The sequence below is a fragment of the bacterium genome (assembly GCA_039961635.1).
In the GTDB taxonomy this organism is placed as follows: Bacteria; 4484-113; 4484-113; order JAGGVC01; family JAGGVC01; genus JABRWB01.
The window spans coordinates 1-25,690 of sequence record JABRWB010000060.1 but is presented as its reverse complement, the minus strand read 5'-3'; the positions used below and the strand labels follow the sequence as shown (position 1 = coordinate 25,690).

21 protein-coding genes are annotated in these 25,690 nt (G+C 56.3%); 14 read left to right on the top strand and 7 right to left on the bottom strand.

Annotated features, from left to right (window positions below; translation table 11 throughout):
- Positions 1-166 precede the first annotated feature (166 nt).
- Positions 167-1,882, top strand: a complete 1,716-nt coding sequence (locus tag HRF49_09760; protein MEP0814934.1) for a CocE/NonD family hydrolase — start codon at positions 167-169, stop codon at positions 1,880-1,882.
- On the opposite strand, the gene HRF49_09755 is transcribed toward HRF49_09760, so the two are convergent.
- Both HRF49_09755 and HRF49_09750 read right to left on the bottom strand, forming a co-directional pair.
- A complete protein-coding gene (locus tag HRF49_09755; GenBank protein MEP0814933.1) occupies positions 1,879-2,259 on the bottom strand; it encodes a hypothetical protein in 381 nt (126 codons plus the stop codon). The genes HRF49_09760 and HRF49_09755 overlap by 4 nt on opposite strands.
- On the bottom strand, positions 2,256-2,597 hold the full coding sequence (locus HRF49_09750) for a hypothetical protein (GenBank protein MEP0814932.1): 342 nt from the start codon (positions 2,595-2,597) through the stop codon (positions 2,256-2,258). The genes HRF49_09755 and HRF49_09750 overlap by 4 nt, the downstream gene beginning before the upstream one ends.
- 77 nt (positions 2,598-2,674) lie before the next feature.
- Here HRF49_09750 and HRF49_09745 point away from each other — a divergent pair, with 77 nt between their 5' ends.
- The 4 genes from HRF49_09745 (at position 2,675) to HRF49_09730 (ending at position 7,957) form a co-directional block, all read left to right on the top strand.
- Positions 2,675-4,009, top strand: a complete 1,335-nt coding sequence (locus HRF49_09745) for an aconitase X catalytic domain-containing protein (GenBank protein MEP0814931.1) — start codon at positions 2,675-2,677, stop codon at positions 4,007-4,009.
- Positions 4,009-4,416, top strand: a complete 408-nt coding sequence (locus HRF49_09740; protein ID MEP0814930.1) for a DUF126 domain-containing protein — start codon at positions 4,009-4,011, stop codon at positions 4,414-4,416. Before HRF49_09745 ends, HRF49_09740 begins: the two co-directional genes overlap by 1 nt.
- A gap of 86 nt (positions 4,417-4,502) precedes the next feature.
- Positions 4,503-5,891, top strand: coding sequence for a hypothetical protein (locus tag HRF49_09735; protein ID MEP0814929.1), 1,389 nt, complete (start codon positions 4,503-4,505; stop codon positions 5,889-5,891).
- A 368-nt stretch (positions 5,892-6,259) separates the two neighbouring features.
- Entirely contained in the window at positions 6,260-7,957 is a 1,698-nt protein-coding gene (locus HRF49_09730) for a PKD domain-containing protein (GenBank protein MEP0814928.1), read from the top strand.
- A gap of 16 nt (positions 7,958-7,973) precedes the next feature.
- Here HRF49_09730 and HRF49_09725 read toward each other — a convergent pair whose 3' ends face one another.
- Positions 7,974-9,329, bottom strand: coding sequence for a YjgP/YjgQ family permease (locus HRF49_09725; protein ID MEP0814927.1), 1,356 nt, complete (start codon positions 9,327-9,329; stop codon positions 7,974-7,976).
- An 82-nt stretch (positions 9,330-9,411) separates the two neighbouring features.
- Between HRF49_09725 and HRF49_09720 the strand changes: the two genes are divergently transcribed.
- Both HRF49_09720 and HRF49_09715 read left to right on the top strand, forming a co-directional pair.
- A complete protein-coding gene (locus HRF49_09720) occupies positions 9,412-10,110 on the top strand; it encodes an LON peptidase substrate-binding domain-containing protein (protein ID MEP0814926.1) in 699 nt (232 codons plus the stop codon).
- A gap of 67 nt (positions 10,111-10,177) precedes the next feature.
- The gene (locus HRF49_09715; GenBank protein MEP0814925.1) at positions 10,178-11,239 is read left to right on the top strand and encodes a hypothetical protein; all 1,062 of its coding nucleotides are present in this window, start codon (positions 10,178-10,180) and stop codon (positions 11,237-11,239) included.
- On the opposite strand, the gene HRF49_09710 is transcribed toward HRF49_09715, so the two are convergent.
- Entirely contained in the window at positions 11,236-12,156 is a 921-nt protein-coding gene (locus HRF49_09710; protein ID MEP0814924.1) for a DUF2344 domain-containing protein, read from the bottom strand. The two genes, HRF49_09715 and HRF49_09710, sit on opposite strands and share 4 nt — an antisense overlap.
- 33 nt (positions 12,157-12,189) lie before the next feature.
- On the opposite strand from HRF49_09710, the gene HRF49_09705 reads away from it, so the two are divergent.
- On the top strand, positions 12,190-13,476 hold the full coding sequence (locus tag HRF49_09705; GenBank protein ID MEP0814923.1) for an MFS transporter: 1,287 nt from the start codon (positions 12,190-12,192) through the stop codon (positions 13,474-13,476).
- Between the two features lie 15 nt (positions 13,477-13,491).
- On the opposite strand, the gene HRF49_09700 is transcribed toward HRF49_09705, so the two are convergent.
- Complete coding sequence (locus HRF49_09700) at positions 13,492-14,763, bottom strand: PKD domain-containing protein (protein MEP0814922.1); 1,272 nt, start codon at positions 14,761-14,763, stop codon at positions 13,492-13,494.
- Complete coding sequence (locus HRF49_09695; protein MEP0814921.1) at positions 14,760-16,133, bottom strand: hypothetical protein; 1,374 nt, start codon at positions 16,131-16,133, stop codon at positions 14,760-14,762. The genes HRF49_09700 and HRF49_09695 overlap by 4 nt, the downstream gene beginning before the upstream one ends.
- 185 nt (positions 16,134-16,318) lie before the next feature.
- Here HRF49_09695 and HRF49_09690 point away from each other — a divergent pair, with 185 nt between their 5' ends.
- The 6 genes from HRF49_09690 to HRF49_09665 all read left to right on the top strand — a co-directional run bounded on the left by HRF49_09690 (position 16,319) and on the right by HRF49_09665 (position 23,761).
- Positions 16,319-17,623, top strand: coding sequence for a glycosyltransferase (locus tag HRF49_09690; GenBank protein MEP0814920.1), 1,305 nt, complete (start codon positions 16,319-16,321; stop codon positions 17,621-17,623).
- A gap of 289 nt (positions 17,624-17,912) precedes the next feature.
- Positions 17,913-19,001 carry a type IV pilus assembly protein PilM gene (gene pilM / locus HRF49_09685; protein ID MEP0814919.1) on the top strand — a complete coding sequence of 363 codons (1,089 nt, stop codon included), beginning with the start codon at positions 17,913-17,915 and terminating at the stop codon, positions 18,999-19,001.
- Positions 18,998-19,684, top strand: coding sequence for a PilN domain-containing protein (locus HRF49_09680; GenBank protein MEP0814918.1), 687 nt, complete (start codon positions 18,998-19,000; stop codon positions 19,682-19,684). Before pilM ends, HRF49_09680 begins: the two co-directional genes overlap by 4 nt.
- Positions 19,685-19,710: 26 nt before the next feature.
- Positions 19,711-20,736: a hypothetical protein gene (locus HRF49_09675; GenBank protein ID MEP0814917.1), complete on the top strand. Its 1,026-nt coding sequence runs from the start codon at positions 19,711-19,713 to the stop codon at positions 20,734-20,736.
- The gene (locus tag HRF49_09670; GenBank protein MEP0814916.1) at positions 20,736-21,734 is read left to right on the top strand and encodes a hypothetical protein; all 999 of its coding nucleotides are present in this window, start codon (positions 20,736-20,738) and stop codon (positions 21,732-21,734) included. The genes HRF49_09675 and HRF49_09670 overlap by 1 nt, the downstream gene beginning before the upstream one ends.
- A gap of 14 nt (positions 21,735-21,748) precedes the next feature.
- Entirely contained in the window at positions 21,749-23,761 is a 2,013-nt protein-coding gene (locus HRF49_09665) for a secretin and TonB N-terminal domain-containing protein (GenBank protein ID MEP0814915.1), read from the top strand.
- A 60-nt stretch (positions 23,762-23,821) separates the two neighbouring features.
- On the opposite strand, the gene selA is transcribed toward HRF49_09665, so the two are convergent.
- On the bottom strand, positions 23,822-25,294 hold the full coding sequence (selA, locus tag HRF49_09660; protein ID MEP0814914.1) for an L-seryl-tRNA(Sec) selenium transferase: 1,473 nt from the start codon (positions 25,292-25,294) through the stop codon (positions 23,822-23,824).
- Positions 25,295-25,690 lie beyond the last annotated feature (396 nt).

The following is a 25,690-nucleotide window of genomic DNA, read 5'->3' as shown; positions in this document are numbered from 1 at the left end:
AGCAGACAATCAGGACGATTTGCCTCGCTTATGCGCGCGAGACCGCAAAACCGTTCGGAAACCGAAAATGGAAAACAGCCTTTCGGATTTGATTGACCGGCCATTGCTCAAAGGATAGAATTCCGCGGCTAATCGGCCTTGGCCGACATGCAAGAGAGGCAAAGCTTTGATAACAACTTCTGTTCCCGAATACGAAATCGAGCATCTCGTCCATGCGATGGTGCCGATGCGCGACGGCATCCGGCTTTCGACCGATCTGTTCATCCCGAAAGGCAACGCGAATCACTCCGGGCCGTGGCCGGTTTTGCTCACACGCACGCCTTATGGGAACAGCGACGCGCAGCGCGCGGAGCGGCTGCTTTATTTCGCGCGGCGCGGATTCGCGTGCGCGTTCCAGGACTGCCGCGGGCGATACGACAGCGAGGGCGAGTGGGAGCCTTTCAGGAGCGAGCGCAACGACGGAATGGACACGATCGCGTGGCTGGCCGCGCAGGACTTCTGCAACGGCAGCGTAGGCGTAACCGGTGGGAGCTACGAGGGCTACTGCACTTGGGTGGTCGCGTACGACAGGCATCCGGCGCTCAAAGCGATATGCCCGATAGTTCCGCTTCCCGATCCAGTAATCAACGTGCCTTACCAAAACGGAGCGCTGTTTTGGAACATGGTTGTCTGGGCTTTGATGGTGCATGGGCGAGTGAATCAGAACACCGGAGTCGCGAACTGGAAGGATTTGTTCCTGCACCTGCCGCTTCGGACGCTGGACAAGGCGGCGGGGATGGAAAGCGCGACCTGGCAGAACTGGTGCGATCACCCGGCGCTGGACGACTGGTGGAAGGAAGTCTGCTACATGGACAAGCTGGGGCGCGTAGACATCCCCGCGCTGCACATATGCGGCTGGTACGACGACGACGGGATTTCGACGTACATCAACTATCCGAAAATGCGCCGGGAAGCCGCGACCGCGGAGGCGCGCGATGCGCAGATGCTCGTCATCGGGCCGTGGCCGCACAAGGTGAACGTATCCAGCGTAGTGGGGGAGGTGGACTTCGGCGCGGGCGCGGTTATAGACCTGAATGCCATCCGGTTGAAATTCTTTGCAAAGTATCTCGCGGGTGAGGATCATGGACTGGGCGGCGAACCGCGGTGCCGCATCTTCCTGATGGGAGAAAACCGCTGGCACGGATTCGACGACTGGCCGCCTACCGGCGCGGAAACGAAGCGGCTGTATTTATCCAGCGGCGGGAACGCGAATTCGCTGTTCGGGGATGGCAAATTAACCACAGAGGCACAGAGGCAAGGAGATGTAGACGCCGCGGATTGCGATTTATTCACTTACGATCCCGCGAATCCCGTCCCGTACGTGACCGATCCCGTCGCGCTTCAACTCGGCGAGGCGACCGACCAGCAATCCATCGAGCGCAGGCCGGACGTGCTTGTGTACACGACCGCGCCACTCGAAGAAGACGTTGTGATTTGCGGGCGTGTGTTCGCGGAGCTTTACATCTCGACGGACGTTCCGGCGACGGACTTCACCGCGAAGCTGGTGGACGTGTGGCCGAACGGCCGCGCGATCCAGCTTTGCGATGGCATACAGCGGGCGGAATTCCGCAACTCGCTCGAATCTCCCGAGTGGCTGGAGCCGGGCAAGGTGTACAAAGTCGTCGTGGACATGTGGGCGACTGGGATAAGGTTTTTGCGCGGGCATTCGATTAGGCTCGAAGTGTCGTCCAGCGCGGTGCCCAAGTTCTGCCGCCACCTGAACACGAAGGAGCCGCAGGCGGACGCGACGGATTGGCAAGTCGCGCATCAAGTTGTGTGGCACACGAGCGAGTACCCGAGCGCGGTGGTGGTGGAGGTGGTGAAACCGGACGTGGCCGATTAAGAAATCGATTTCAAGAGAGCAGCTATTTCGATTGACTTTTCCAAACAAAACTCATCTTTCTTACCGGCCTCGCTGTAATCGTCGTGATAGTCCGCCTTGATTCTTTCGCGCTTACGCAGCTTCAGCCAGTGTGCGATTTCCTGCCATTTCGGGTTGGCATTCCGTCCAAAATGGGAGATAACCGCATCGTGTGAGCTTGCGCCATGCGGATTCTGAATGTCGTGTTCAAACAACATTTTATTTCTTGAAAGACAAAACGCGGAATAATAAGGCCGGCTGATGCAGGTGCGATTCACGGCCTCAATCGGTACGCCTTTAACGCCCTCTGAATTGAGTTTGACTGCAAGCGAATAGTAATTACTCCAATCGAATTTCATTCGAACTCGAACGTAACGCAGAGCTTGCCTTTGGATGCTGCAAAAACGGGAAGCCAGAAGTTTCTGAAAAACGAATCCAGCGCGGCCGACGCCTTTTGTGGAGATAGGCGGGTGCCAATAAGAAGAAAGACTTCCTCTACGCCCGGCTCGTCGGGGTCCGAAACCACTTCCAGTGCCAGTTTCGAGTTTGGAAACTCGCTCGATGCCGCCCTAACGCCGTCAAGCAGCAGCGCATGATACCTGGAGCCATTCGGAACCAAGCGCGCAATTTCCTCCGGATTGCGGAGTTCGCAAAGCCGGTCGAGAGGTACCGATTCGATTGTCCGGCGAGTGGCCATGGTGAATAGATTATACCCTCCAACCCGAGCTTCACAAAGCTGGAAAACGGGTGCGCCCGGCGGATGCCGGAATTATAATGGTATTGATGCACCTCACCGATACCGAACGCGTTCTCCTCTCCGGCTCTTCCGGCCCCGTCCTCGCGGAGGCGATGGACTATCTCGTCCAGTTCGGCGAAGCGTTCGACGCGCCGCGGCTTGCCGATATTTCGTACTGTCACTATCCCGCAGAGATGGCGATCTACGAGGGCAGCGTAGAGGATCTGGTCGATTACGCGGCTAAATGCAGAGCGAATGGCGTCGATGCAATCGGCGCGATGGGCGCTTCGCGTTTTGGGGATGAAAACGCGGGCGCGCGCGTCCGCGTTCCGACGACCACTTCCACGCTCTGCTGCGATCTCGAACGCCCCGATTGCACCGGCTGCCCCGCGGCGCTAGCGCGCTCGCAGGCGCGCGTCGAGACCGCGCACCGCGCGCTTGGCATCCTCGAAACCTACACCTGCACGCCGCAGCTTTTGGGATTCGTCCCGCCGTTCGGAAGCGTAATCGCGAGCGTCGAATCGTCCGCGATCATCTATTTCAACAGCGTTCTGGGCGCGCGCACTAACCGCGGCGGGCTTTTCACGCGCTACTCCGCGATGACCGGCAAGTATCCGCTGATGGGATATCTGCTTTCCGAGAACCGCCGCGGGACGCATCACTTTCACGTGGACATCCCGCCGGAAAAGCTTTCGACATACGACGCGTGGTGCGCGCTAGGGTTCCACATCGGAAGCATCGTGGGCAGCGAAGTGCCGGTGATCACGGGCGTTCGCACCGCTCGCCAGGATTTCCTAATCGGCTTCGGCGCGGCGCTTGCGACCAGCGGCAGCGTCACGCTGTTTCACATGGTCGGCGTCACGCCCGAAGCGCGGACGACAGAAGAAGCGTTTCAGGGCAAACCGCCCGCGGAAACAATCGAAGTTACAGAGCGCGATCTTAACGTTGTCCGCGACAGGTTGACGACAATTCTCTCCGGCGCGCCGATTGATTTCGTCACGCTCGGCTGCCCGCATTACAACCTTGCGCAAATAAAACATGTCGCACAGCGGCTGCGCGGCAGGCGCGTCGCGGACGGCGTGCGGTTCTGGATTTGCACCAACCGGATGACGCGCAAACAGGCGGAATATTCAGGGTACGCCTCTGCGATTGAAGCCGCGGGCGCGGTGCTCGTCGCGGATACCTGCCCGGTCGAGAGCCACATGCGCCAGTCCACCTGCCGCGAGTACGGCCTGCCTGTGCCGAACGTCGCCGCGATGGTGACCGACAGCGCAAAGATGGCGCGCTACGTCGGCGATTTGATCGGGTGCAAAACCGCGCTGGCGGCGACCGACGCCTGCATCGAGGCGGCGGTGGCGGGGAGGCGTCAATAGTGAATGTGAAAATCGAGTCTTCCGGCAAATCCTATTCCGCCCGCCGCGTCGTGCGCGGCAGCGCATCCGCGCCCGCGGTCGTTTGTCCAGGCAGCTTTTCTTTTCTCGGAGACGTGGACATGGACACGGGCGAGATAATCGCCGCGGGCAATCCCGCTCGCGGCCAAACTATCGCCGGAAAAGTGCTGATTTACACCGAGACGAAAGGCAGCTCCGGCGGATGCGTCGTGCTTCAAGCGCTCGCGAAAAAGGGTAAAGCCCCCGCCGCTCTGATTACTATTAAGCCCGCGGATTACAATCTCGCGGAAGGGGCGATTCTCGCGCGCATCCCGTTCGTTTGCGAGCCGGACGGGGATTTGACCGCCGAGCTTGCGACGGGCGACATTGTGAGCATTTCGGACGACTAGCCCTTTGCTTGCGCGCCAACCGGCCGGATTCCGCCCGCGGCCCCGTGCGCTACAATAATCGCCGTTCGAAAATGCGCGGATTCCCAATGCAAGAGGGCGACTCCGGATTTCCCCGCAGGGGAGGGGGGGCGCAGGTTGTGCCGGCGTGGCTGCTCGCGACCGCGGGCATTCTCGTAGCTGCGAGCGCGGTAATCGTGATCCTCACTCTCGCGATGATTTCATCGTACGGCCCGTCGTTCGGCAGCGCGAATTTCAATCCGTTCAGCCCTTCGGGAATGATGTCCGGCTTCACAGCGCTTCCCGCGCACAAGTCGTCCGATTTCAAGCGCGTTATCCATTTCCCCGAAGTGGAGCTTCTCCGGAAATGGACGGACTCCGCGGGGCGCGACTGCCTGGCGGCGCGGGCGCGCAATTTATATGACTATTCGACAGCGGCTATGGGCGAAGAAAAAATACTCGTTTTCGATTCCGCGTTTGCCGAAATCGCGAGATTAACGCATGGCGACGAAAACTCTTACGCAATAACGTCTCTGGAAGTTGCGGATGTGAACGGCGATGGCTCGCCGGAAGCGTTCGCGGGAGTTTCCGGCGCTTCGGGGGGAAAGATAATCGCCTACAATCTTGCCGGAACCAAGCTGTTCGAAGTGACTTCCAATTACGACGAAATCCGCGGCTTCGTGCTGGTGGATTCGCCCACACAAAGTGGAGGGTATTCGATAGTCTTCTGCGATGACAGCGATTTGCAGAATCCGTATCGCGCATTCTCCGCGAAAGACGGGACGCGGATTCCTGACGACGAGAGTGCGTTTCTTTATGCAGTTGGAAGCAACGGATTCGGGCTGTACGCGCGACCCGAGGCGGACTGGAACGGAGACGGTTTGGACGACTTGCTTTTCGCAAAATACGATCAATCATCGGGCAAGGAAAGCGTCGTCCCGCTGGTTGACGGAATTTTTGAACCGGCCGTTGCAGTTTCGGGGGGACTCGACCTTTATCCTCCGCTTTCTTATTTCAAGTATTCCTGCGGCGGAACCGAGCGCATTCTGTACGCCCGGAACGAGCCGATAATTAAATCCGGCAGCTACAGCAACTGGAGCATCGGCGGCTCGGCGTACGAGGGCAACCAAATCGAATGGCAAACGCTGGACGGCGCGAAAAGCGGCGGCAAAACGTACAAAAGCAGCGCCGCTTCGCATGGCGATGACACGGTCGAGCTCGCGGATCTCACCGGCGACGGAATGCCGGAGATTTGCGCGATCACCGGCGGCGTTTCGCTTGTGGTTCTCGATCTCGCCGGAAACGAGCTTCTAAAAAAGAACTACTTCGGCAGGGGAGCGGATTACGAATATATGGACGACCTGATATCCGGCGATTTCGACGGCGACGGATTCGCGGATCTGGCATTTATTTATCACAACGGGATATTTGTGCCGAATCTCGATTCGCTTCGCGGCGATTCGAAAGACGCAAAATAAACGCGAAATTTAATTCTCCAGCGCTTCGCGCACTTTAGATAACAGCGTGGCGATGGTGAACGGCTTTTGAAAGGAAGTGCGGGCCTTCCCGTTTTCCCGCGATATCCAGCGCATCATCCGGAACGACCGCATCCTTGAACTTAACCGCCGCCGTTTTTGCGATCTGCGCTGCGCGCCAGAGATCGTGCGCGCCAATGTTACGATGAGTTGAAAGAATTATCGGATAAATATGAATGGGATTCCGCGTCCGGAGATCTTGCAATAAAGCAAGGAATTTAAAGCAGATCAAACTGGAATTGGCAGGCGTTTCGCAGGTGTGTTAATATTAAATCCGCGGCGGGTTTCCCGGCCGCAAGGGGGTGAATTGCATGAGCGCATTGATTTCGCGGCTCGCACTTACTGCCGCCGTGCTCGTTGCATTTGGCTGTTCCTCGAACGCGGGTTCCAAGGCAACAGCTTCGGATATTCCGCGGGAATTCCTTGGATGCGCGCCGCCTTCAGGCGTCGACCCCGCGCTTTTCCAATCGCTCAAGCAAAAGCTTGCGGACGAGCTTGCCGCGCTCGGGCCGCGCGCGCGACGCGTGTCCGCGCCGCCGACCCAGCAGGCGGGCACAGTTACCGATCTAAGCTACAATCCCGGCGCGAACGAGCTTTCGTGGACTTACCGAAACGGCGGGGACTACGATATGAACGGGGAAGTCGGCGTCGCGGACATCACGCCAATCGCGCTCAATTTCCAGGCCGATTCGAACGACGGCGCGGGCGACGACGCGCTCGAATCCTGGATTGACGGCGACGGAAGCGGCGAGGTCGGAGTGTCCGATATCACTCCAATCGCGCTCAACTTCCTGGGCGTCGTGGATCACTACGACATCCTGACGTCGGACTCCGCGTCCGGGCCGTTTACAGAAATCGCAACGGTGCCGTTCTCGTCCCACCTAGCCGGAACGGTGCCGCCGCAATTTTCTGTTGTGCTTCCCGGCGGCGCGCAGGATTACGTCGCGGTGCGGCCGGGAGATGCGGAAAACGCGGAAGGCCCGGCCAGCGTTGCGGTGAATGTGACCGGTGCCGTAATTCCCCCGGAAATTATCTCAATCGATCCTCTGGCGGTCGATGCTTCAAGCGCGCAGGTTTTCAGCGCGGAAATCACCGGAACCGCGCCGTTCGCGTACAGCTGGACTTTCGGCGGCGCCTGCGATCCCCCGACGTCCACCGAGGCCGAGCCGCACGTTACGATTACCGGATTCACCGGGTCTTACAACGCGAGCTTGTTTGTTTCCAACGCAGCGGGAAGCGACACCTTCCCGTTCGTGATACAGGTCGTCCCGCTTCACGGGGAACAGCTTACCAAGCTGTTCTTCCTCCATCATTCGACGGGATCGGGATTCGTTTTTGAAGGAAATATGCGCGGCAGAATCGCCGAATACAACGCGGAACACGGAACGAGCTATACGTTCTGTGATCACGGATACAACGGCGAATACTTTGACGAAAACGGAGACTGGCAGGACATCAGTTACGAAATACCGGGCGACAACACGGACCCCGACGGACTGCATTACCTCTGGACGTCGCAGAACGCGGACGCGGTTTTCTCCCGCAACATGATTCTCGACAATCACGAAGTCATCGCGTTCAAAAGCTGCTTCCCAGCCGCGGGCATAGAAAGCGAAGCGCAGCTGGAGCAATACAAGACATGGTATCTGGAAATGCGGGATTTCTTCGACACGCGGAGGGACAAGCTATTCATCGTTATGGGATTCCCGCCGCTGCACCGGCTTTCGACGGATTCCGCGCAGGCCGCGCGCGCCCGCGCTTTCGCGAACTGGCTGTCCTCCGGCGAGTATCTTGGCTCCGCGCATCCGAACCTTCTCTGCTTCAACGTGTTCGATCAGCTTGCGGAGCCTGACGGTCCAAGCCCGACCGCGAACATGCTCCGCTCGGAGTACGAAATAAGCCCGACGGACGGCGATTCGCATCCGAACACATGGGCAAACCAAAACGTTGGCGCGGCGCTGGCCAACTTCATGTGCGGATGGGCGGAAATTTACCAGCCGCCGGGATAGCGTCTCCAAGGCCGCTTTACTTTCTGCTCGTAACGAAGATTCCGAACGCCAGCACGGCGAAAACGATGTTCTGCATCCACGCGGCAAGCCACGGCGCTATCGCCCCGTTGTATCCGACGGTCTTGAATATGAAATAAAGCACGTAATAGAACATCATCAGAAGCAACGCGAAGATGATTCCGAGAAACCGCTCGTCGCGCGGCGCGCGCAGCGACAGAGGCATCGCCACAAGTGCGAACGCGATAGGCGCGAACGGCGCGCTGAACTTAAGCCAGTAGTCGGTCTGGTCGCGGTCGGTGTTGGTTCCGAGTTCCTTCTTGATTTCCTGCTGCATCTTGAGTTCGACTTTCGTCAGTTGCTCCGGAGTGCGTATTGTGGACACTATCCTGTGCAGCTCCAGACCTAAGTCCAGTCGCGCGGTGGGCGGGCGTTCCATCGCCATAAGCTGGCCTTCCGGATCGAGGATGTATTTTTTGGGTTGGCTTAGCGTGATGTTCTTTCCTTCTATGCGTCCGATGTTTGCAACCCAAATTATCCCCGCGTATTCCCCTTCTTCGAGTCCCATCCCGTCTATGATCACGTCCAGCGCCTGTCCGGTCGCCTTGTCAAGAGTGCGCGCGGTGAAGTACCTTCCGTCGGGCAAACGGACTATCGTCGGCTCCTTTTTCTGAATTTCATCTTCTTCGCGCAACGCGGGATACATTTCCTTGATTTTCTCCTGCTCCCGGAACGCGGGCGCGGTAAGGCTGTCGCTGACGTAGTACATTATTCCCGCGTTTATCGCGGCGAGCGTGAATATCGGGAAAATCATCCTATAAAGGCTAATCCCGTTAGTGAAGAGCGCGGTCAGCTCGTTGTCTTTCGCCATCCGCCCCATTGAAAGCAGCACGCCGACGAGCGTCGCCACGGGCAGCGCCATCGTTATGTGCCAGGGAATGTTGTAGTAAACCAGGCGAAGAACGGCCGCGGTCGGTATTTTTGGGTTAAGCAGGTTTTCGCCTTCCAGGACTATCTGATTGACAATCAGGAACGCCAGGAACAGCGAGAATCCCAAAAACCACCAGGTGAACGCTTCGGAAAAAACGTAAAGGTCGGCGAGTTTTCCAAAGTGCGCCGGGAACTTTTTCCTCTTTGCTTCGGGCAGAACGCGGGCGGCTGCCTTGCGCCTTCGCTCCACTCCGGCCATCTCGCCGCGGATTATCGCTTCTTCGATCCTGGCTTCTTCTTCGCTCGGCTGCGTGGATTCCGCCGAGCCTGAACCGGGCCTGGCTTCGCCATCGCGCGGCGTGGCTTCGGAGAGTTCCTCCGTCCGTTCGATATGCCCAGGATCGTTTTTTGGTTCGTTGTTCATCGCCGCGTCTTGAACCAGCATTTTAAGGCCGAATCAAACGACGTTGCAACCGCCGCGAATGTTTGGTAACCTTTGCTTGACGGCCGGGCCGTCGGTGACCGTCGTGAATATCGAATCGAAACATTTCGAGTTGCCTGGGGCTTTCTCCGGCGTCATTCCGATATTTCCGCTCGGCGGAACCGTGTTTTTCCCCAAGACCCTGCTTCCCCTGCGGATTTTCGAGCCGCGCTACAAGCTCATGCTAAGGGATTCGCTGCTGGGTGAAAAGCTAATCGGCATTGTGTATTCGTCGCGCACCGAATCGGGCCAAGTCAATGTGCACAAGGTGGGAACGATCGGCCGCATCGCATTTTTGGAAACGGTGGATACCGGCGATTCCAACGTTATTTTGGCCGGAGTTGAACGCTTTTTCATGTTCGAGAGCCCTGTGCTGGGAGATTACTTGACCTCGAAGGTGAATCTTTACCCGGAAGCGCTGCCTTCCCCGGAAGACCCGGTAATCCACGCGCAGCTCTCGCGGCTGGTCGAGATGATTTCCAAAAGCGGCGTGTTCGACATAGGCGAATACCACATCCCGCATTCCGGAGGCGCGCTGCTGTTTCAGTACCACAGTTTGATCAACGCTTTCTGCTCGGTCGCGACGGCGTCATTGGACACCAAGCAGCGTTGGCTGGAACTGGATTCGGTCGTGGAAAGGTACAGGCGCGTCGTGCCGGTGCTGCAAGACATTGTGGTTTACACGCGCTTGCTTGAAAAGCTGGGCCATCTCGCGCCTTCCAGGGACAAGCTTATGCTCAACTGAGTTATTTCAAGCCCTGCCGGCGCAATCCGATAATCTAGATGTCCCCAAAACATTCCAGGAGAGCCGATTGCTGGAAAAAGTTGTGTTGGAAGATGTCCTTTGCCCCGACTGCCGGTACAAAATCAAAATGCCGGCCGGCTGGGTCGTGCGCGACGATCCGGATAAAACGCCCGGAGCGCTTCAAAATAGAATCTGGTCGTCGCCGGCCGATTTCGGCGCGCTTGTCAGCTTTGTGCTCACCGTTTATCCAGCGAATGAAAAACCGCAGGAAGGGATATTCAATGACCACCTGGCTGCATACGAGCGGGACGAAGACGTTGACGTGCTCGATTACGGCCATGCGCTCGAACTCGAATCCAAGCCGCATTTCATACGCGTGCTTTACCGGCAATCCGCGCTGACCGCTGAAGGAGCGATTTACTTTTACGCAATCGAGGGACAATGCTTCATTCTTCAGTGCCTGGGTCCCCCCGGCTCTTGGGAAGGCGTGCGCCCGCTATTTGAAAGGGTTGCGGGCAGCTTCGAGTATTTCGATAGGCGCGGATTTGCAGTGCCGCCGCGTCCTTCCGAGGGAACGATTGACGCTTACGGCGGGTTTATAGGAGCGACGTTTCCAATACGCGCCGGCGGACGGGAAATCCCCGCGATCGCGTTCATCCATCCAGGGCACGGAATTGGAGTTGCTGTCCCGAGGGATTCGGTCTGGGGTTTTGACGAATCGAAAGAGCCATGGTCGGTGCTTGTCGAATTGCCGGGCGAAATCGAAGGAAGGCACGCGGTGCTGAATATACAGGTTCTTCCCGGCTCTGCCGCGACGTCCTCTTTGATGATGGACGAAATTGAACGGTTGATAGCGCGGGCGCGTGGCGGGACTCGGGTGGCGCGTGCGTCGCTATTGGCTCCTTACGGCGCAGTTGAGCGGCTGGAGATGGCGCACATCCAAAACGGCGTGCAAATCAAAAGCAAGACATACATTCACTCGCGCCCTGACAGGTCGGTGTTTTTCGAGTTTTTGATTCCTGCAGGCTTGCCGGAGGAAACCGAAGAAGTGATTGACGTAATCGCCGACAATCTGCAGGTATACGACCTTGGTGCATCGGCTTCCGCCGCGGGCGGAGCGGAAGGCTAACCGACCGGAGCTCCTTTTGCATCCAGAAACAGAACGCGCGCGCATTCCGCTGTGATGCCGCCAAGTTCGGCTACCTTGTCCGCTACTCTCACGAAAGGCAGCGACTCGGACGCGGACGATTTGGCCCGAAGGAAAACGGAAAGTGCTTCCTGCGATTCGGAAACATGCAGCGATTCAGCGTACGGCCGGACATCTTTGAAAGCACGCGACGCTCCGGCTTCGACGATCCAGGACCGACCGCATAAAAATTCCGCTGCCAGCGCGCGCGAATGTTGGTTTTCGAATTCGAATTTCGCGAAAACCAGCGAGGAGCTGACGATTTTCGATAAGGTGCCTTCGCCGTTTTCAAGCAGACGCAAGCCAATCGGGGTGATATGGGGCGCGCGCCTTTCCGCCATTCTTGTCCAAATCCCTCCAAGCGAAACCGCGTCCTTCTCCAAATTCCTCGGTTCGATATTTTGGACGGTTTCCATCCACCAATTCGGCGCGCCCGCCTCCATCCAATCGCGCGCGCGTTCCATTACCCCGTTTTCCTCCGCAATTTCCCCCGAAAACAGGAACCGGAGCGATTGAGGATCGAAACTCCCGTTTTTCGCGCCCGGAAATTCCTGATCGAATTTGACATCCGGCGTTGGGTCTGTTGAAACAAGCGAAATATCGGCAATTTCCCGGTAACCAGACATTCCAACCGGTTTGGCCGGCCCGAAGGAAATCTTTGGACGCGGGTTGAAACCTTGCGAATACTCCAAAGCCAATCCGGCGCGGCGGATCCACCTTTCGATTTCCGCGGCGACGTTGAGGTGCGACGCCCATCTGTACGGACCGATTGCGGAATAGACAAGGCGGGCGATCATTGCCGGTGCTATTATATGCCGCCCAAGGAGCCCAGGGCCGGACGCGCCGGAGCCCCGAGGCATTTTTTTCACGCCGCGGCGTGGCGAGGAAACCGCGTGTCCGAAAGATTTTCAAAAGACGTGCTGATCAGGTTGTCAATACTCGCCTTCACCATGTTCATGGTGATGGTGGGTTTCTCCATCCTTTTTCCAATCCTTCCGCTTTTCATCACGCAGGAGCTTCACGGGACGGCGCGCGATCTCGGTTTCATCTTCTCCCTTTACAGCATCGTGCATTTTTTCTGCGCGCCGTTCTGGGGGATTTGGAGCGACAAGCACGGACGCAAACCGGCGATCATGATCGGCATCGCCGGGATCATGCTCACGTTCATTCTGATCGCGCTTTCACAGAACATCTGGCACCTTTATATCGCGCGCGTGATAGGGGGCTTTTTGACTTCGGCCGCGCTTCCCGCGGTGTTCGCATACGCGGCTGACCTTACGAACTCGAAGCAGCGCGGCCCCGCGATTGGGATGATAGGGGGAAGCATGGGGCTGGGCATCGTCTTCGGCCCGGCGCTGGGAGGATTTCTATCTGGCTATACGATGGTATTTCCCTTGGGGAATATCTTCGTTTCGCATCTGCGGTTTCCGTTTTTGGTCGCAGCTGTGCTCGGGCTTTTAAACCTCTTTTTGGCGTTGGCATTTTTGAAGGAGGACAAAAGCAAGATATCCGAATCGCCGGCGCGCCTCGGGCCGCTTGAACGCGTCGCCGCCGCATTCGGCAGCCATTTAAGACACTATTTCATCTTCGCGCTTCTCGTGAGCGTCAGCTTCGCCTGCCTCACCTCCACATACACCTTGTTCGCATTCGAGGAATTCGGACTCGACGCCCGCCACGTCGGATATGTATTCGCTCTGTTCGGATTCGCCGGAGCGTTCGTACAGGGCGTTGTAACGGGCAAAATGATCAACAGGTTCGGCGAGCCTTTCGTGATAAAGCTCGGCGTGCCGCTGCTTGCCCTGTCTTACCTGCTTCTTACTTTCTCGCCCAATCCATTCTGGTTCGGCGTTTTTTCGGCGTTCGTCGGCGCATCGCAGGGGCTTTTGTTTCCGAGCCTGACCGCCGCGATAAGCAAAGGAACCACCGTCGGGCAGGGCGGGGCGTTGGGTCTTTACGATTCGATGGAAGCTATGGGCAGGATTCTCGGCCCCATTGCAGGCGGGGTGCTTTTCGAGCTTGCACCGGCGCGAGGCAGCCATCACTGGCCTTATTACTTTGCTGCGGGATTGCTGTTTATAAGCATCATCATAGGGCACACCGGCATTAAAGAGGCGGAGCATAAGGAATGGCTGGAGGAACTCGCCGAAACGGTGGAACGCGGCGGCGGTGACCGGGCCTAGGAAAATTCCGTTCGTTCAAATGAACGTCCTAAGTCCGTCCAGGATTTCCCAGGTGAAATCGGAGTCAAGCCCTTTCGCCGAAAAAACGGCCATGTCCAGCGCGGTTTGAATGACGTGTCCCCGGGGAGGATTCAAAAGGGAATAACTCCCGAAGGTCATCCTTGCAACATCCAAATCGCCGCTGATTGCTTCGGCCAGCATCTTGTTTTCCAGTGCATAAAGGTCGTTGGGGGTTGCTTTCAGCTGTTTGTCCGCATATACAAGGGCATCTTTCGGCTTGCCTATGTTCAGCGAATACCATGCGGCATCACGCGCGCTTTGGTCCATCAAACCGCTGTCAGCCAGCGCGGTAAGCGCGCCCTCGTAATCGTGCAAAGCCGAGAGCGCCTTAAGAAGCGCCGACACCGCAGTGGAGGACCTGTATTCCGCTCTGTTCAATTCGGCCTTCGCATTGTCCCTCGCAGAAGTCCAACCGCTGATCTTTTCATCCAGCGTTTGAGCGAAACCGCTTTCGGGGCCTTCCAGCGCGGCGCCTTGGGCCAGGAAAAAATGCTCGTACTCGGCGAAAGCCGACATTTCCCCGAGTTTGTCCGAAAGCGCGGATATCGCTTCAAGGTTGTTTTTATCCGCCAGGAACGACCGCAATGAGTAGTAAATGCCCTGCATATCCGCTCCGATTGAAAAATACACCTTTGCCCTATCGAGGTTGGAAGCGGAATCGCGTTGCGCGCCCTGCCAATTGTCAATAACCTGCGCCTTGTCCTGCGGAAGGACGCATACCTCCCACACTTGGCGCGCGATTTCGCCGGCGGCGTCCGAAACCCGCAGTTTTGGATGAAAAATCCCCGGTCTTGCGTATGTGTAAGTCGCGCGGCCGCCCGAGCCGGTTTTTGTTTGGAGTTTGCCCTCCTCGAATTCCCACTGGAAAGTCAGATTTCCAATTTCGGAAGAGTGTTCCGGGCCGATTGGATGTAGCTTGACCGTGAGCGGGGCAAATCCTTCGATTTGGGCGAGATATTCATCTGACGAGATCATTGCCGGCCTGGGCTTTATCGGTGCAGGCGTGCCGGTGATGCCTTTACGCGGGGTTTCTTCTTCGACATTTTCCGCCCTTCTGTTCAATGCGAGAAAGAAAAGCGCGAAAAGCCCCGCGGCGATGGCGACGGAGACAACGAAAACCCATGGATAAGTTCCGGGCGGTTGCACCCCTGCCACCAAGGGAGCGCCGCAGCCATCGCAGAACCTCGCGTCGCTTAAGTTGTCGTGTCCGCAGGAGCCGCACCTCACTGATGATCCACCCCCTCTGTCGCGTATAAACGGTTCGCCGCTTGTTTTCCCGCTTCGGCGATAAGTTCGGTAAGCCCCAGCCAAATGACGCCGGCGGCCTCGTCCACAATCTCGTCGCGCGGCGCGCGCGCCAGCCTGTCCATCTCGGACGCGATTTTGAGTGCCGGCTCGATTGGGAGCGAGGAGTCGTCCGAGCCGGTATTCCTGCGCAAGTTCCCGGAGCGGGACGAAAAGGCGTGCGACAAATTCAGCAACAGGATCGCGGTTGCGTTGGCCTGCATCGCGCGCGGGCTGGGCTCGCCCAGAAAGTACAAAGAATTGCCGATCACCAGATGTTCCCCGAACAGGCGGAACGATACGAACGCCTTCAATACGCCCGTGTGCACCGGATAGGTAACTTGAATGTATTTGTGAACTTCCTTCTCGCCGGTACGTATGTTAAGCTTGCCCGGCACGGGAATTTTGGCGAGGGACACCTCGATTTTTTCTATTCCTGACAGCTTTTCCCTTATCCGGTTGCGAAACGCCCCGCGGTCTTCCGACGCTTTCGTTTCCCGTTTGTCCGCGGGGACATGCGCGTACGCGTTTTGGATAATAAACTGGCCGCGCTTCAGCGGCTCGCCCAAAAAGAATACTCCCTCGCTGCCGAGCGTGCGTTCCAGGGCGGCTCGCGCAAGAATTGCAAGAATCGCCGGAATGTGAAAAAAGGACGCGAGTACCGCGACGGCGAAAAGGACGACCGCCGGCCACATAGCCGCCCGTGCCAAATCGGATGCGCCGGTTTTTTCGGCATGCCCCATGAGCGTAGCCAAAATTGCAATCACCGCGCCCGCGACGCCGAGGAACGCAACCCTGCTGACGCCCCGGCGGTATTGCATCGGATCCTCCACAAATCCGGGAAAGCCGGGATCGTCAAATACGTACCTCACAACGAATCCATAAGCCGCGGCCAACGTTAGCCAAATTGTGATTGGCATAAGCACCGAAAGCACGGCGCCGATACTTTCGGTTTCGGCGGCTGCGGACCGCGCCCAAAACGGCATTGTGGCCCAGCCAAGCGCGGCCATGGCAGCTTGAGCCCAGCCCATATGGATGTTTCGTTGAAGAAGCAAATGCCCCAGCGGCCCCAAAGCGTCAAGTACCGGCGGCACCCAGGCAAGATATAACGCCGAAACCGCCAATACAACAATCGGAACAAGTGGAAGATAAATGTATGCGCTTGGAATTATGGGAGTGTAAAGAAGAGCGACGAGCACGAAACTTCCTATTAGAGCCAACGCCGCGATACCCGCAATCCCGCCCAGGCGCATCGTTGCCGGAAAGACCGTTGCGGACGGCTTTCTGTGCCTTGCGCGGGGCTTGCCCGGCATGCTCATATCCGCGCCGCAGCGGCGGCAGTACCGGCTATCTGTCCGGTTCGGATAACCGCAGCTGGGACATTTCGTCGCTAGGGGCCGTTCGCGCGAATTTTGCCGGGATTCCATAAGGCGCAAATATTGTAACCTAACGCAGCATCGTTAACAATCGGGGTGTGTGCCGCGTTTATAATCTCGCCGTGCGTATTCTTCAGTTCACAGGTAGTTTCGGCGACGGCAAATGCGGGGTCGGAGACTATTCCTTTCATCTCGCCCGGGCCATCGCGCGCATCGGCAAAAACGAAGTGTTCACAATCACCGCGACTGATTCCGCCGAGGTCGCGCGGCGCCATTCACTTTCGGCGGACTCGGAATGTGCCGATTTCGCGGATTTAGGCGACGGCCTTTTCGTAGCAGGCGGCCGCGGATTCGGGTTTGGATTGCGCTCCAAGCTCGCTGAGCTGGGAGCGAAATCCAATCCGGACGTGGTGCTCGTGCAGTATCCCAGCAAAGGGTACGGCTGGTCGCTTGGCATTCCGTTTTTTGACGGGATAATCCGTAGTTTGTCGGCTCGAATCGGCAGGAAGCCTCCCGTTTTCGCGGTCTTGCACGAATACCGCGATGCCCATCCGGCGCGCAAGGCGGCGGTGAGGAGGCTAGCTCGCGCCGCGAGCGTTTTGATTTCGCCGTGCCGCGAAGAGGCCGAGGCGATTGCAGGAGCAACGGGCAAATATCCAAGAATAATTCCGGCGGGAGATGTTTTTTCGGAGGAGATCGACGGCGAAAGTTATTCGCGGTTGAAGGCGGCGGTCGAATCGGCTGCCGGGAATAAAGCGAAGCTCGCCGCATTGCTCGAATCGGAAACGGCGGAAATGAAACAGGTGCTGCCTGCCCAAGCGCGCGAAAGGGAAGCGCTCCTGGAAGTTTTGGAATGGCCCCAGCGCAACCGTTTTGCGATGTTTACATACGGACGGATTGTTCCCTCGAAGGATCCATACGTTCTTCTTGCGGCGCTGGACTTGGTGAAAAGGGAAATTCCCGAAGTTAAGCTGGTGATTGCAACCTCAACCGGATCGGGTCGGCATCAGCGAATTTTCGAATGGCACGTCGAAAAATTGGGGCTCGGCAGGCAGGTTCTGTTCGCGGGTTCGCACAGTGCTGCAGCTTTGAAGTTTATCGCCGAAAAATGCGCGCTGCAGGTTTACACGTTCCGCGATGGATTCACAACAAAAAGAAGTTCACTCATCAGCGCGCTGTCGTTCGATACGCCGATACTTTCACAGCACTGGACGGGTACTCCACCGCCGCCATTCGAGTACGCGACGCCGGGCGACTATAGGGAACTGGCGGCCAAAATGATCGGCATTCTGGGCATGGGAGAAGGCGAAAGACGCGGCTACGAAAACAGACAGCGGGATATACAGGCAGGCTTCAGAAGGCAATTCGATTTCAAAAGGATCGGCGAGCTGTTCATTGACGAGTTCGCAGCATCACTGGACGGATGAAGATCCGTCGGTCAAATTTGCCGGTTTCGAACGCCAAAAATCCGCGAAGACGCGATCGAGAAACAGGATTGAGGCAAAAATCAGATTGAATTAACGGCTATATTTAAACAAGAATTTCGGAATGCCTATCTTTTGTTTTGCCCAGATTATAAAAGAACAAATCCTACAAAGCTCAAATTTCAACCTTCACTGTAATGTGAAATAGCGTATCTAAATATTTGTGTGATGTGAATTGTTGTGGAAAAGCTTGACAAACTCCTTCGACGCGCCTAGAATAGCCGTGCCTCAAATGGCACTTTCAGCGAAGAAGAAGGGGAAGGCGCGGCTTCCGCATTTAAAGGAAGTGATTGGCGTCGATTTCGGTACCCAGTCCGCACGACTGGTCGGTCTCGCGCGCGACAAGGGCGGCATCGGCCTTACGATGATCGGAACCGTGTACTACCCGAAGCAGGAGACCGGCGATCCGGAAAGCTTTGACAGCTTCGCGGTCGCAAGGGAGATATCCAATTTCCTCGAAAGCTCCGAAATAAAAACGCGATCAGTTGTTGCATGCACGCCGTCGCGGCATGCCGTCATCCGGATTCTCCCGTTTCCCGAAATGCCCGAAGACGACCTGCGCAACAGCATCCAGTACGAGGTCGAGCAGTTCGCCACGGACGAATCCGGTGAAAAACTCATAGATTACTCGATTCTTAGGGAATATCAGGAAGATGGAAAGCCAAAGCTGGAAGTTCTGATAGTGGCGATTCCGAGAAACACGATCAATCCGTATCTCGAAACGCTGATGAACGCCAGGCTGGAAGTTCACGGTCTGAATCTTGCTCCATTCTCCACTATAAAGTCCCTGGAGTACAAGAGCGACCTGCTTTACGATGGCGGCAATATAGTGGTTTTTATGGGGCAATATTCAAGCGACGTGATAATTCTGGAAGACGGAAACCTCAAGTTCATTCGCAACATCAAGATCGGCGGCTCCCATATCCAGCAAGTCTTCCAGGAAGCGATGCGAATGGAAGAGGGGCAGGAGCTGGATCCGGCGGAAATCGAGTCGCTGGAGGTCGCGCCGGACAACGAGATTTACGTTTCCCAGATTATCGGCGAAGTCGCCGAAGACATAGAGCGCACCGTTCATTTTTGCAAATCGCAGGAGCAGCGGAGCGACATTCATATCGGCAAAATTATCTTGGCCGGATTCGGTATTTGGCCCAAGAATTTGAGCGAGCTGCTGTCAGACAAGCTCAGAATGCCTGTTTTAAAAGCGAATCCTTTCGGATACGATCATCCTGTACTGACGAACGTCCAGCCGAATGAGGTTTGCCAATCTCCATCAGATTATTGCGCCGCCTTTGGTCTCGCCTTGGAGGGGCTCGGTGAATGAGCATTAGAAATATCAGGCTCAACCTGCTTCCGCCAGAGTTCAGGCCGGCGCCGACGGTTACGATTTTTCCAATCTTCTTCGGGCTGGTTGTAGGGCTGGCGGTTCTGTTCGTAATTGTTACGCTGCTTTTGACGCAGTCGCAAATCCACAGCCTGACGGTTAAAATTGACGTCACCAAGCAGGAGATTGCGTCACTTGCGCCGTCCGTGAAGGAATACGACCGTATTTCGGGCGAGATCGCCAAGGTCGAAAAAAAGAAGGCCATGTTCAATTACCTTCAGAACGGATTCGTTGACTGGCCGGAGTTTATTCGGGGTATTTCTCCACTGGTGCCGGATGACGTCTGGCTTTACGAGCTTAGGTCTGAAACCGATAAAGAAAAAAAGAACGCCGGAAAGATAACGATTTTGGGAAGAACCAACTCGGAATCGATTTTGCCGGTTTCGCACTTCATGGCAAACATTGAGGCTACGCCGATGTTCCGGGATGTGAAATACTCCAGTTCCCAGCTTTCGTTCATCAACGATTTGCCGGTACAGGATTTTCAAATTTCGGTACAGGTGGAATCCAGGCGCGACTATATTCCGCCCGAGCCGCAAAAGGAAGAAAGCGAGCCCGCCAAGGGCGGCTCCGCCAATAAACCCGCAGGAAACGATGCCGCCGCCAAACCCGGAGCCACTTAAAAGTCGGCTCCCTTCGGGAAAGGGCCATGGCAGACATCTTTGATTTAAAAAGCACTAAGGGGAAGTTTTTCTTCACCATTCTTATCGTTGTGCTCCTGGTGGGCCTCTTTATCGGGGTCTATCTTGTACCTTCGCGCGGAAAAATATCCAAGCTCGAATCCAGCCTGAAGGATCTCGAACTCGAACGACGTGAAGCGAACAGGAAGGCAACCGAGCTTGCCACATTCAGGAAGTACGCCGACGTACTTAAGAAGGAAAAAGAAACGGTCGAATCCTTGGTGCCCGCCGAAGACCAAGAAACAAAAATCGTCGAGTTCATGCATTATCTCGCCAAGCTTCACGGGCTCCACGTGGAGGCACTGACGCTGGCGGAGCCCGCGCCCATTCCGCTTGCGAAAAAATCAAAGGAAAAAAAGACCGCCGAGGAAAAAAAGCTTGATGAAACGCTTTTGCGGGCGGTTCGTATGCTGGACGCGAAAATGCGGGTGACCGGGCCTTTCCCGAATATCCTTGATTTCCTGGACGATATCAAGCGATCCAACAGATTTTACGAAGTATATAAGGTTTCCATTCCGGAGGATATGCCACTTATTGGGGATGTAACGGGCCTCGCGATTGTACTTGAAGGCCGGTTTTACTATTACGCCGGCGAACTCGCGCCCGCGCCGCCCTCCGGCACAGCCTTTGAGCAAATGGTTGAAAGGGAAGGTCTGGGAGAGGAGTATTTGGAGAAGGAGCCTGAAAAGGAAACCACTGCCGGAGCGGGCGAATCTTCTTCGGAAGAACAATCCGAGCCTGCGGCCGGTGATAGCGGCGGCGATTCGGCCAAACCAGCCGAAGGCGAAACCGAAAAAAAGCCGGCCGATGATGGCAAGGATTCATCCGGCGAGGGTAAAATTGATTCCGGCGAAACATCTGGTGGAAGCGCATCGTCCGGAAAGGGCGGCAAGGTAACTGAAACCGCCTATTCCCGCAATGAGCAGGTTCGTCGGGGCTGTGAATTTCCCGCGGAGTATTGGCTTTTGGCCGATTCGCGTCGGGAGGTGATCTAATGGAGCAGAAAAAAGGCGGCGAAGCCGGCAAGACCATACTTGCCGTATTTCTGCTTTTAGTGATGATCGGCGTCTTTTATTGGAAGGTTTGGATGCCTATGCAAGGCGGCAAGTCCGCTGATAAGGGCAAGGGCGGCAAACCCAAGACCGTCGAAACCAACGGGGTAGCGAATGCCGATTCTGCGGGCGGCGCATCGGCCGCAAATTCCGGCGCCGAGCCCGCCGCAGGCAAAACCACAGCTCGTCAGAGCCAGATTTCATACAATCCTTTCAAGCCGGTGGTGCTTCCGCCGTTCGCGGAGATCGATCCCGCAGAGTACTTTTCAGCCAAGTCCAAACGGATCGGCGATCTGGCGGATGCGACCATCAATACGAGGACTTTTTCCGAATCGACACTCGCCAAGGAAACGGACAAGGGATTTGCCGGCGGAGCGTATTTCACCAGCGTGGAAGTCCCGCCCGTACCCCTTCAATTCAAAAATCCATTCACTCCGCTTTTGAAGGAGCAGGAAAGCTCGCCCGCTTCTTCGGCTTCGCCCGGCGAGTCGTCAACGCCCGGCGGTGGAATATTCACTTCCCCTTGGAGCGGCATAACCTTGCCGGGCGGCGATTCGTCTCCGGGCTGGCCGCCCACCTGGGGCACTCCGCCCTCGTTTGGCGGAAAAGGCGAGGAAAACGTTCCGGATGTGCCTAAAGGGCCGCCTGATGAAAACACGCTTTGGATAATGGACGGCCCGGTCGTACTTAAAGGAATCGCAATCAGTGAAAAGGGCGGTGCGAGCGCGCTTCTTGAAATTGGCCCGGAGGGCAACCGCAAGGTTGTCCGTGTTAGGGCCAATCAAGTGATGGAAGGAAGGTACAAAGTCAATTCGATCTCGGAGGATGGCGTTGACGTTCTCGACACGCGCACAGGCAAGGTTTTTGCTTTAGACCTGATCATCAATAGAACACCGGCCATTACTTCGGAAGGCGAAGGTGAACGCGGTATTTCCGCGTAACAAAGGAGCCCGAAATGCTTACCTGTTTGAAAACGATTTTTCTCGGAGTTCTGATGGCGTTGGCTGTTGCGCCTTGGACGGCGAAGTCAGCACAACTTTCGGACATATCAATCGAGAGACTTGGCAACAAGCTGATCGTTCACATAGCGGTGGATGGCAGCGTCATTCCGGTTCTGAAATACGACGATGAAGCCAGAGTTATGACCGTCACGCTAAAAGGCGCGGACTACACCGACCTTGAATTCGAGCAATCCGCCCTCAGTGCGAACGACAGAAAATGGCTTGACAGCATCAGTCTCGCGGACAGCGAGAAAGGTGCGGTTGTCCGTTTCGGACTCGGGCCGTCCGCAAATCCGCTTGATTTCATCGTGAACAGCGGTTTCGATGAGGTGCAGGCCGTGATTTACACGGACGGAACGACCGGTGTTGCCACTCCGGAATCGATTGCCGAGATTTCCCCATCCGAAAAAATCAAGGAGCGCGACTTTTCCAGCGGAAACCCCTTGACGGAAGTTCCCGCATCCGACATGGCGCCCGCGGATGATTCGCCCGCGGAAGAGCCGTTGCCGGCTGCCGTGATGTCGCCCTCCGAAGCGGAATTATCGCCGTCCGTTCCTTCTTTCGTCGTGGACGCGGGGCTGCCATCCGCGCCGTTAATGCTTGACAGCCAGTCCAGCGGCAACATTTACGAGGAACTTTTCGGCTCCGGCGGCTCGCAGGGCAATATGGACGGGTTCCGCGGCGGCGGCAACGGTTCGCAGCGCATCAAACTTGAAGTGGACCAAATGCCGCTCGCCCAGGTTATCGCGCTGCTTGTTTCGTCCACGGATTACAACGTGATAATCAGCGATGCTGTAAGCGGCAAGAGCATAAGCGCTCTTTCCCTGCGGAACATCACGCTGTTCGAAGCACTGGATTTGATAACGAAAAGCAACGGACTCTCGTACGTCGTCGAGCACAACACGATCGTGATCGGCGCGAAGGACACGCTCGAAGAGAGCTTCGGAAGGTTGATCACCAAAACCTTCTGGCTGGACTACGCGGACGGCGCGAACGTCGCGCTGCTGCTCACCGAGATGGGGCTTGCCAGGGAAAAGCAAATCCAGGTTTACAACGGCGAAATCGAGTACCTCAAGGTGAACGGCGCGACGGCGCTTTCCACAGGCACCGAGGTCGAGGGGATCGCGCTCAGCAAGAACATCAAGCCCATACAATCCCTCATTTCGACGGCCAGGCGCAATATGCTCGTCGTTACTGAAACCGAGGAACGGATGGTGCGTATTGCGCAGGTGATCGCCGACTTGGACAAAAAGCCCAAGCAGGTCCGTCTCGAAACCGAAATACTCGAAATTACAGAAAGCGGCTCGCGAAAGCTCGGTTTGGAGTTGCTGGGCGAAGCCAACCAGATAACTACAACGTTCGGCGAAGCGGTTCCTCCCGATTCGCTTGTGGCGGGCCAGGTTGAAAGCTTCAAGCTCCAAACAATTGTCCGCGATCCGATTTCTTTCCAGGTAGCTCTAAATCACCTTGTCGAAGACGGGGACGGAAGGGTGCTGGCGAAACCGAACATGGCGGCGATAGACGGAAATCAGGCAATTTACTTTGCGGGCCGGGAAGTGCCCTACATTTCTTCTCCGGCGCAGAGCCAAGGCTCGACTTTCACGCCCGCAACCGTCGAGTTCAAGACGGTGGGTATAACGCTCAACTTCAAGCCGCGCGTTGACCGTGACGGCGAAGTAACCATGGAGGTGAATCCGCAGGTTTCAACCCTGCTAGGATTCATCGATATCGGGGAAGGCGCGGTTGCCCCCGACACGCTTACTCGCCAGGCAACCACCACAGTACGGATCAAGAGCGGTGACACGTTTATACTTGGCGGAATGATCTCCGAAAACGAAAGGGAAAGCTTCAAGCGGGTTCCGCTGCTTTCCAAGATTCCGCTGTTCGGTGAATTGTTCCAAACCAAGACTTGGACCCGCGAAAAAACCGAAATAATCGTAATTGTCAGGCCGGTGATCGAGGAGTAATCGGGCTCGCTTTGAAAATCGGCAAACGCCGGCCTTATGGCCGGCGTTTTTTTTTTGCTTTCAAGCCAATAGAGCTGCAATGGCTGAAAAAAGTTTGTTGTCGTCCTCCAAAAAAACTGTTCTCATATTCAGGAGTAACTTGCCTTCTTTGATTACTCCGACCACCGGCGGCTTCCCCGCTCGCAGCCGTGACGCCAGCTCAAGCGCTGAAACATCTTTTGCGCAAGGGGAGATGGCGTAGGACGGGATTGATTCCCCGGGCGAAGTTCCTCCTCCCAGCGAGGCCGGATGTTCCACCACATCGCACCTCAGTCCCATTGCGTTTAGTTTTTTTGCAATTCTTTTTGCGCGGGACAAGTCCGTTTTTGGGTCACGCGTGGCCATCTCGTACACGGGAAGCAGGTCCAGCCTGTTGTTTCCGCAAGCCCAAAGAACGGCTGAAAGCAGCGCGGCGGTCCATTTATCCACTCGCATCGTCCGCATAACGGGGTGGCGGCGCAATTTTCCGATGAAGCGGCTTTTGCCCAAAATTATTCCGGCTTGGGGCCCTCCGAGTGCTTTGTCCCCTGAAAAACACACAAGATCCACGCCGGCCCTAATCGCGGGGCGCGGGGAGAGTATTCCCGCCCGCGCGATATCGCGCTCGGAAGCAAGCGAAGCGCTTCCAAGATCCTCGATCAGCGGAATTCCCGCTCGCGCGGCGAGCGGGACGAGGGAGGCCGCGGGAACGCTTTCCGTAAATCCATACTGCTTGAAATTTGAGGGATGAACCTTCAAAATCATCGCGGTTTGCTCGTTAACCGCCTCGGCATAATCCTGTTGAGTGGTTATGTTTGTGGTTCCCACTTCGCGCAATACTGCGCCGCTTGCAGCAAGGATGGAAGGAATTCTGAATCCGCCTCCTATCTGCACGAGTTCTCCGCGGCTCACGATCACTTCCAAGCCTGACGCGGCTTTTCTGTCGGATCCGGTTGTTGCAAGCGCCGAGAGGATTAAATACAGTGCGGCAGCGCAGTTATTTACTACCAATGCATCTTCGGCGCCGGATAGCGATCGAAGCATCGAGTTCAAACCCGCATGTCTCCCGCTTCTTGCGCCGGAGGCTAGATCGTATTCGAGATTCACGTACCCTGATGCGATATCGGTCGCCAGCCGGGCAAGTTCCGCGTGTACCGGCGCCCTGCCGAGGTTAGTATGGAGAATTATTCCCGTTGCGTTGATTACGCGCGCTAACTGCAAATTTCGGTATTCTTCAAGCCGCGCGCCGATTTTCGAAGTTGCGTAATCCCGAAGGTCGGAATCTGAGGGATTCGAGCCGTTCCTGGCGTCTTCCAGGCCTTTTCTGACCGCTTCCTTGGCCTGATGCAGGGTTATTCCTACGCCTCCATCCGCGCATTCAAGATAAGCCAAAACCCGTGGATCTCCAAGCCAGCTGTCCACGCTGCCCAGTCCTGAAAAGCCGGAAGAAACGCTTTCGGGTTCTTCGCAGCGGCTTCCATATTGAATATCGTCTTCTGGGCCTGGATTTGGCACGCGCTCATTATATCAGGATATCAGGATAAGCATTTGCAAACCCGGTTGTTTGTTTGGCGGTGTCCGGCGTAAGCATATAGGTTATTAAATCCGGTCGGAAATAACCTTTTAAATTTCTCGATATAATTCCTAGTAAGTAGGTAGGATATTATACCTGCCTACCGAGGTTTGGTGGTGGCGGGTTTGCTTGGGACGATCGGGCGCTGATTATCGTTATTGCTTGGCGCTCCGTCGCAACAGAAGCTTTGCGCGCCTTCTGTTTGGGCCGGCAAAGCATGGTCATTAAATCATTTTATTTTTACAAGGAGTGATTGGTGATGGTAAGTGGCATGCGATGGTTGTTATGGGGAGCGGTGGTGACATTGCTTCTCGTGGCTGTCCTCGCTGGCTGCGGCA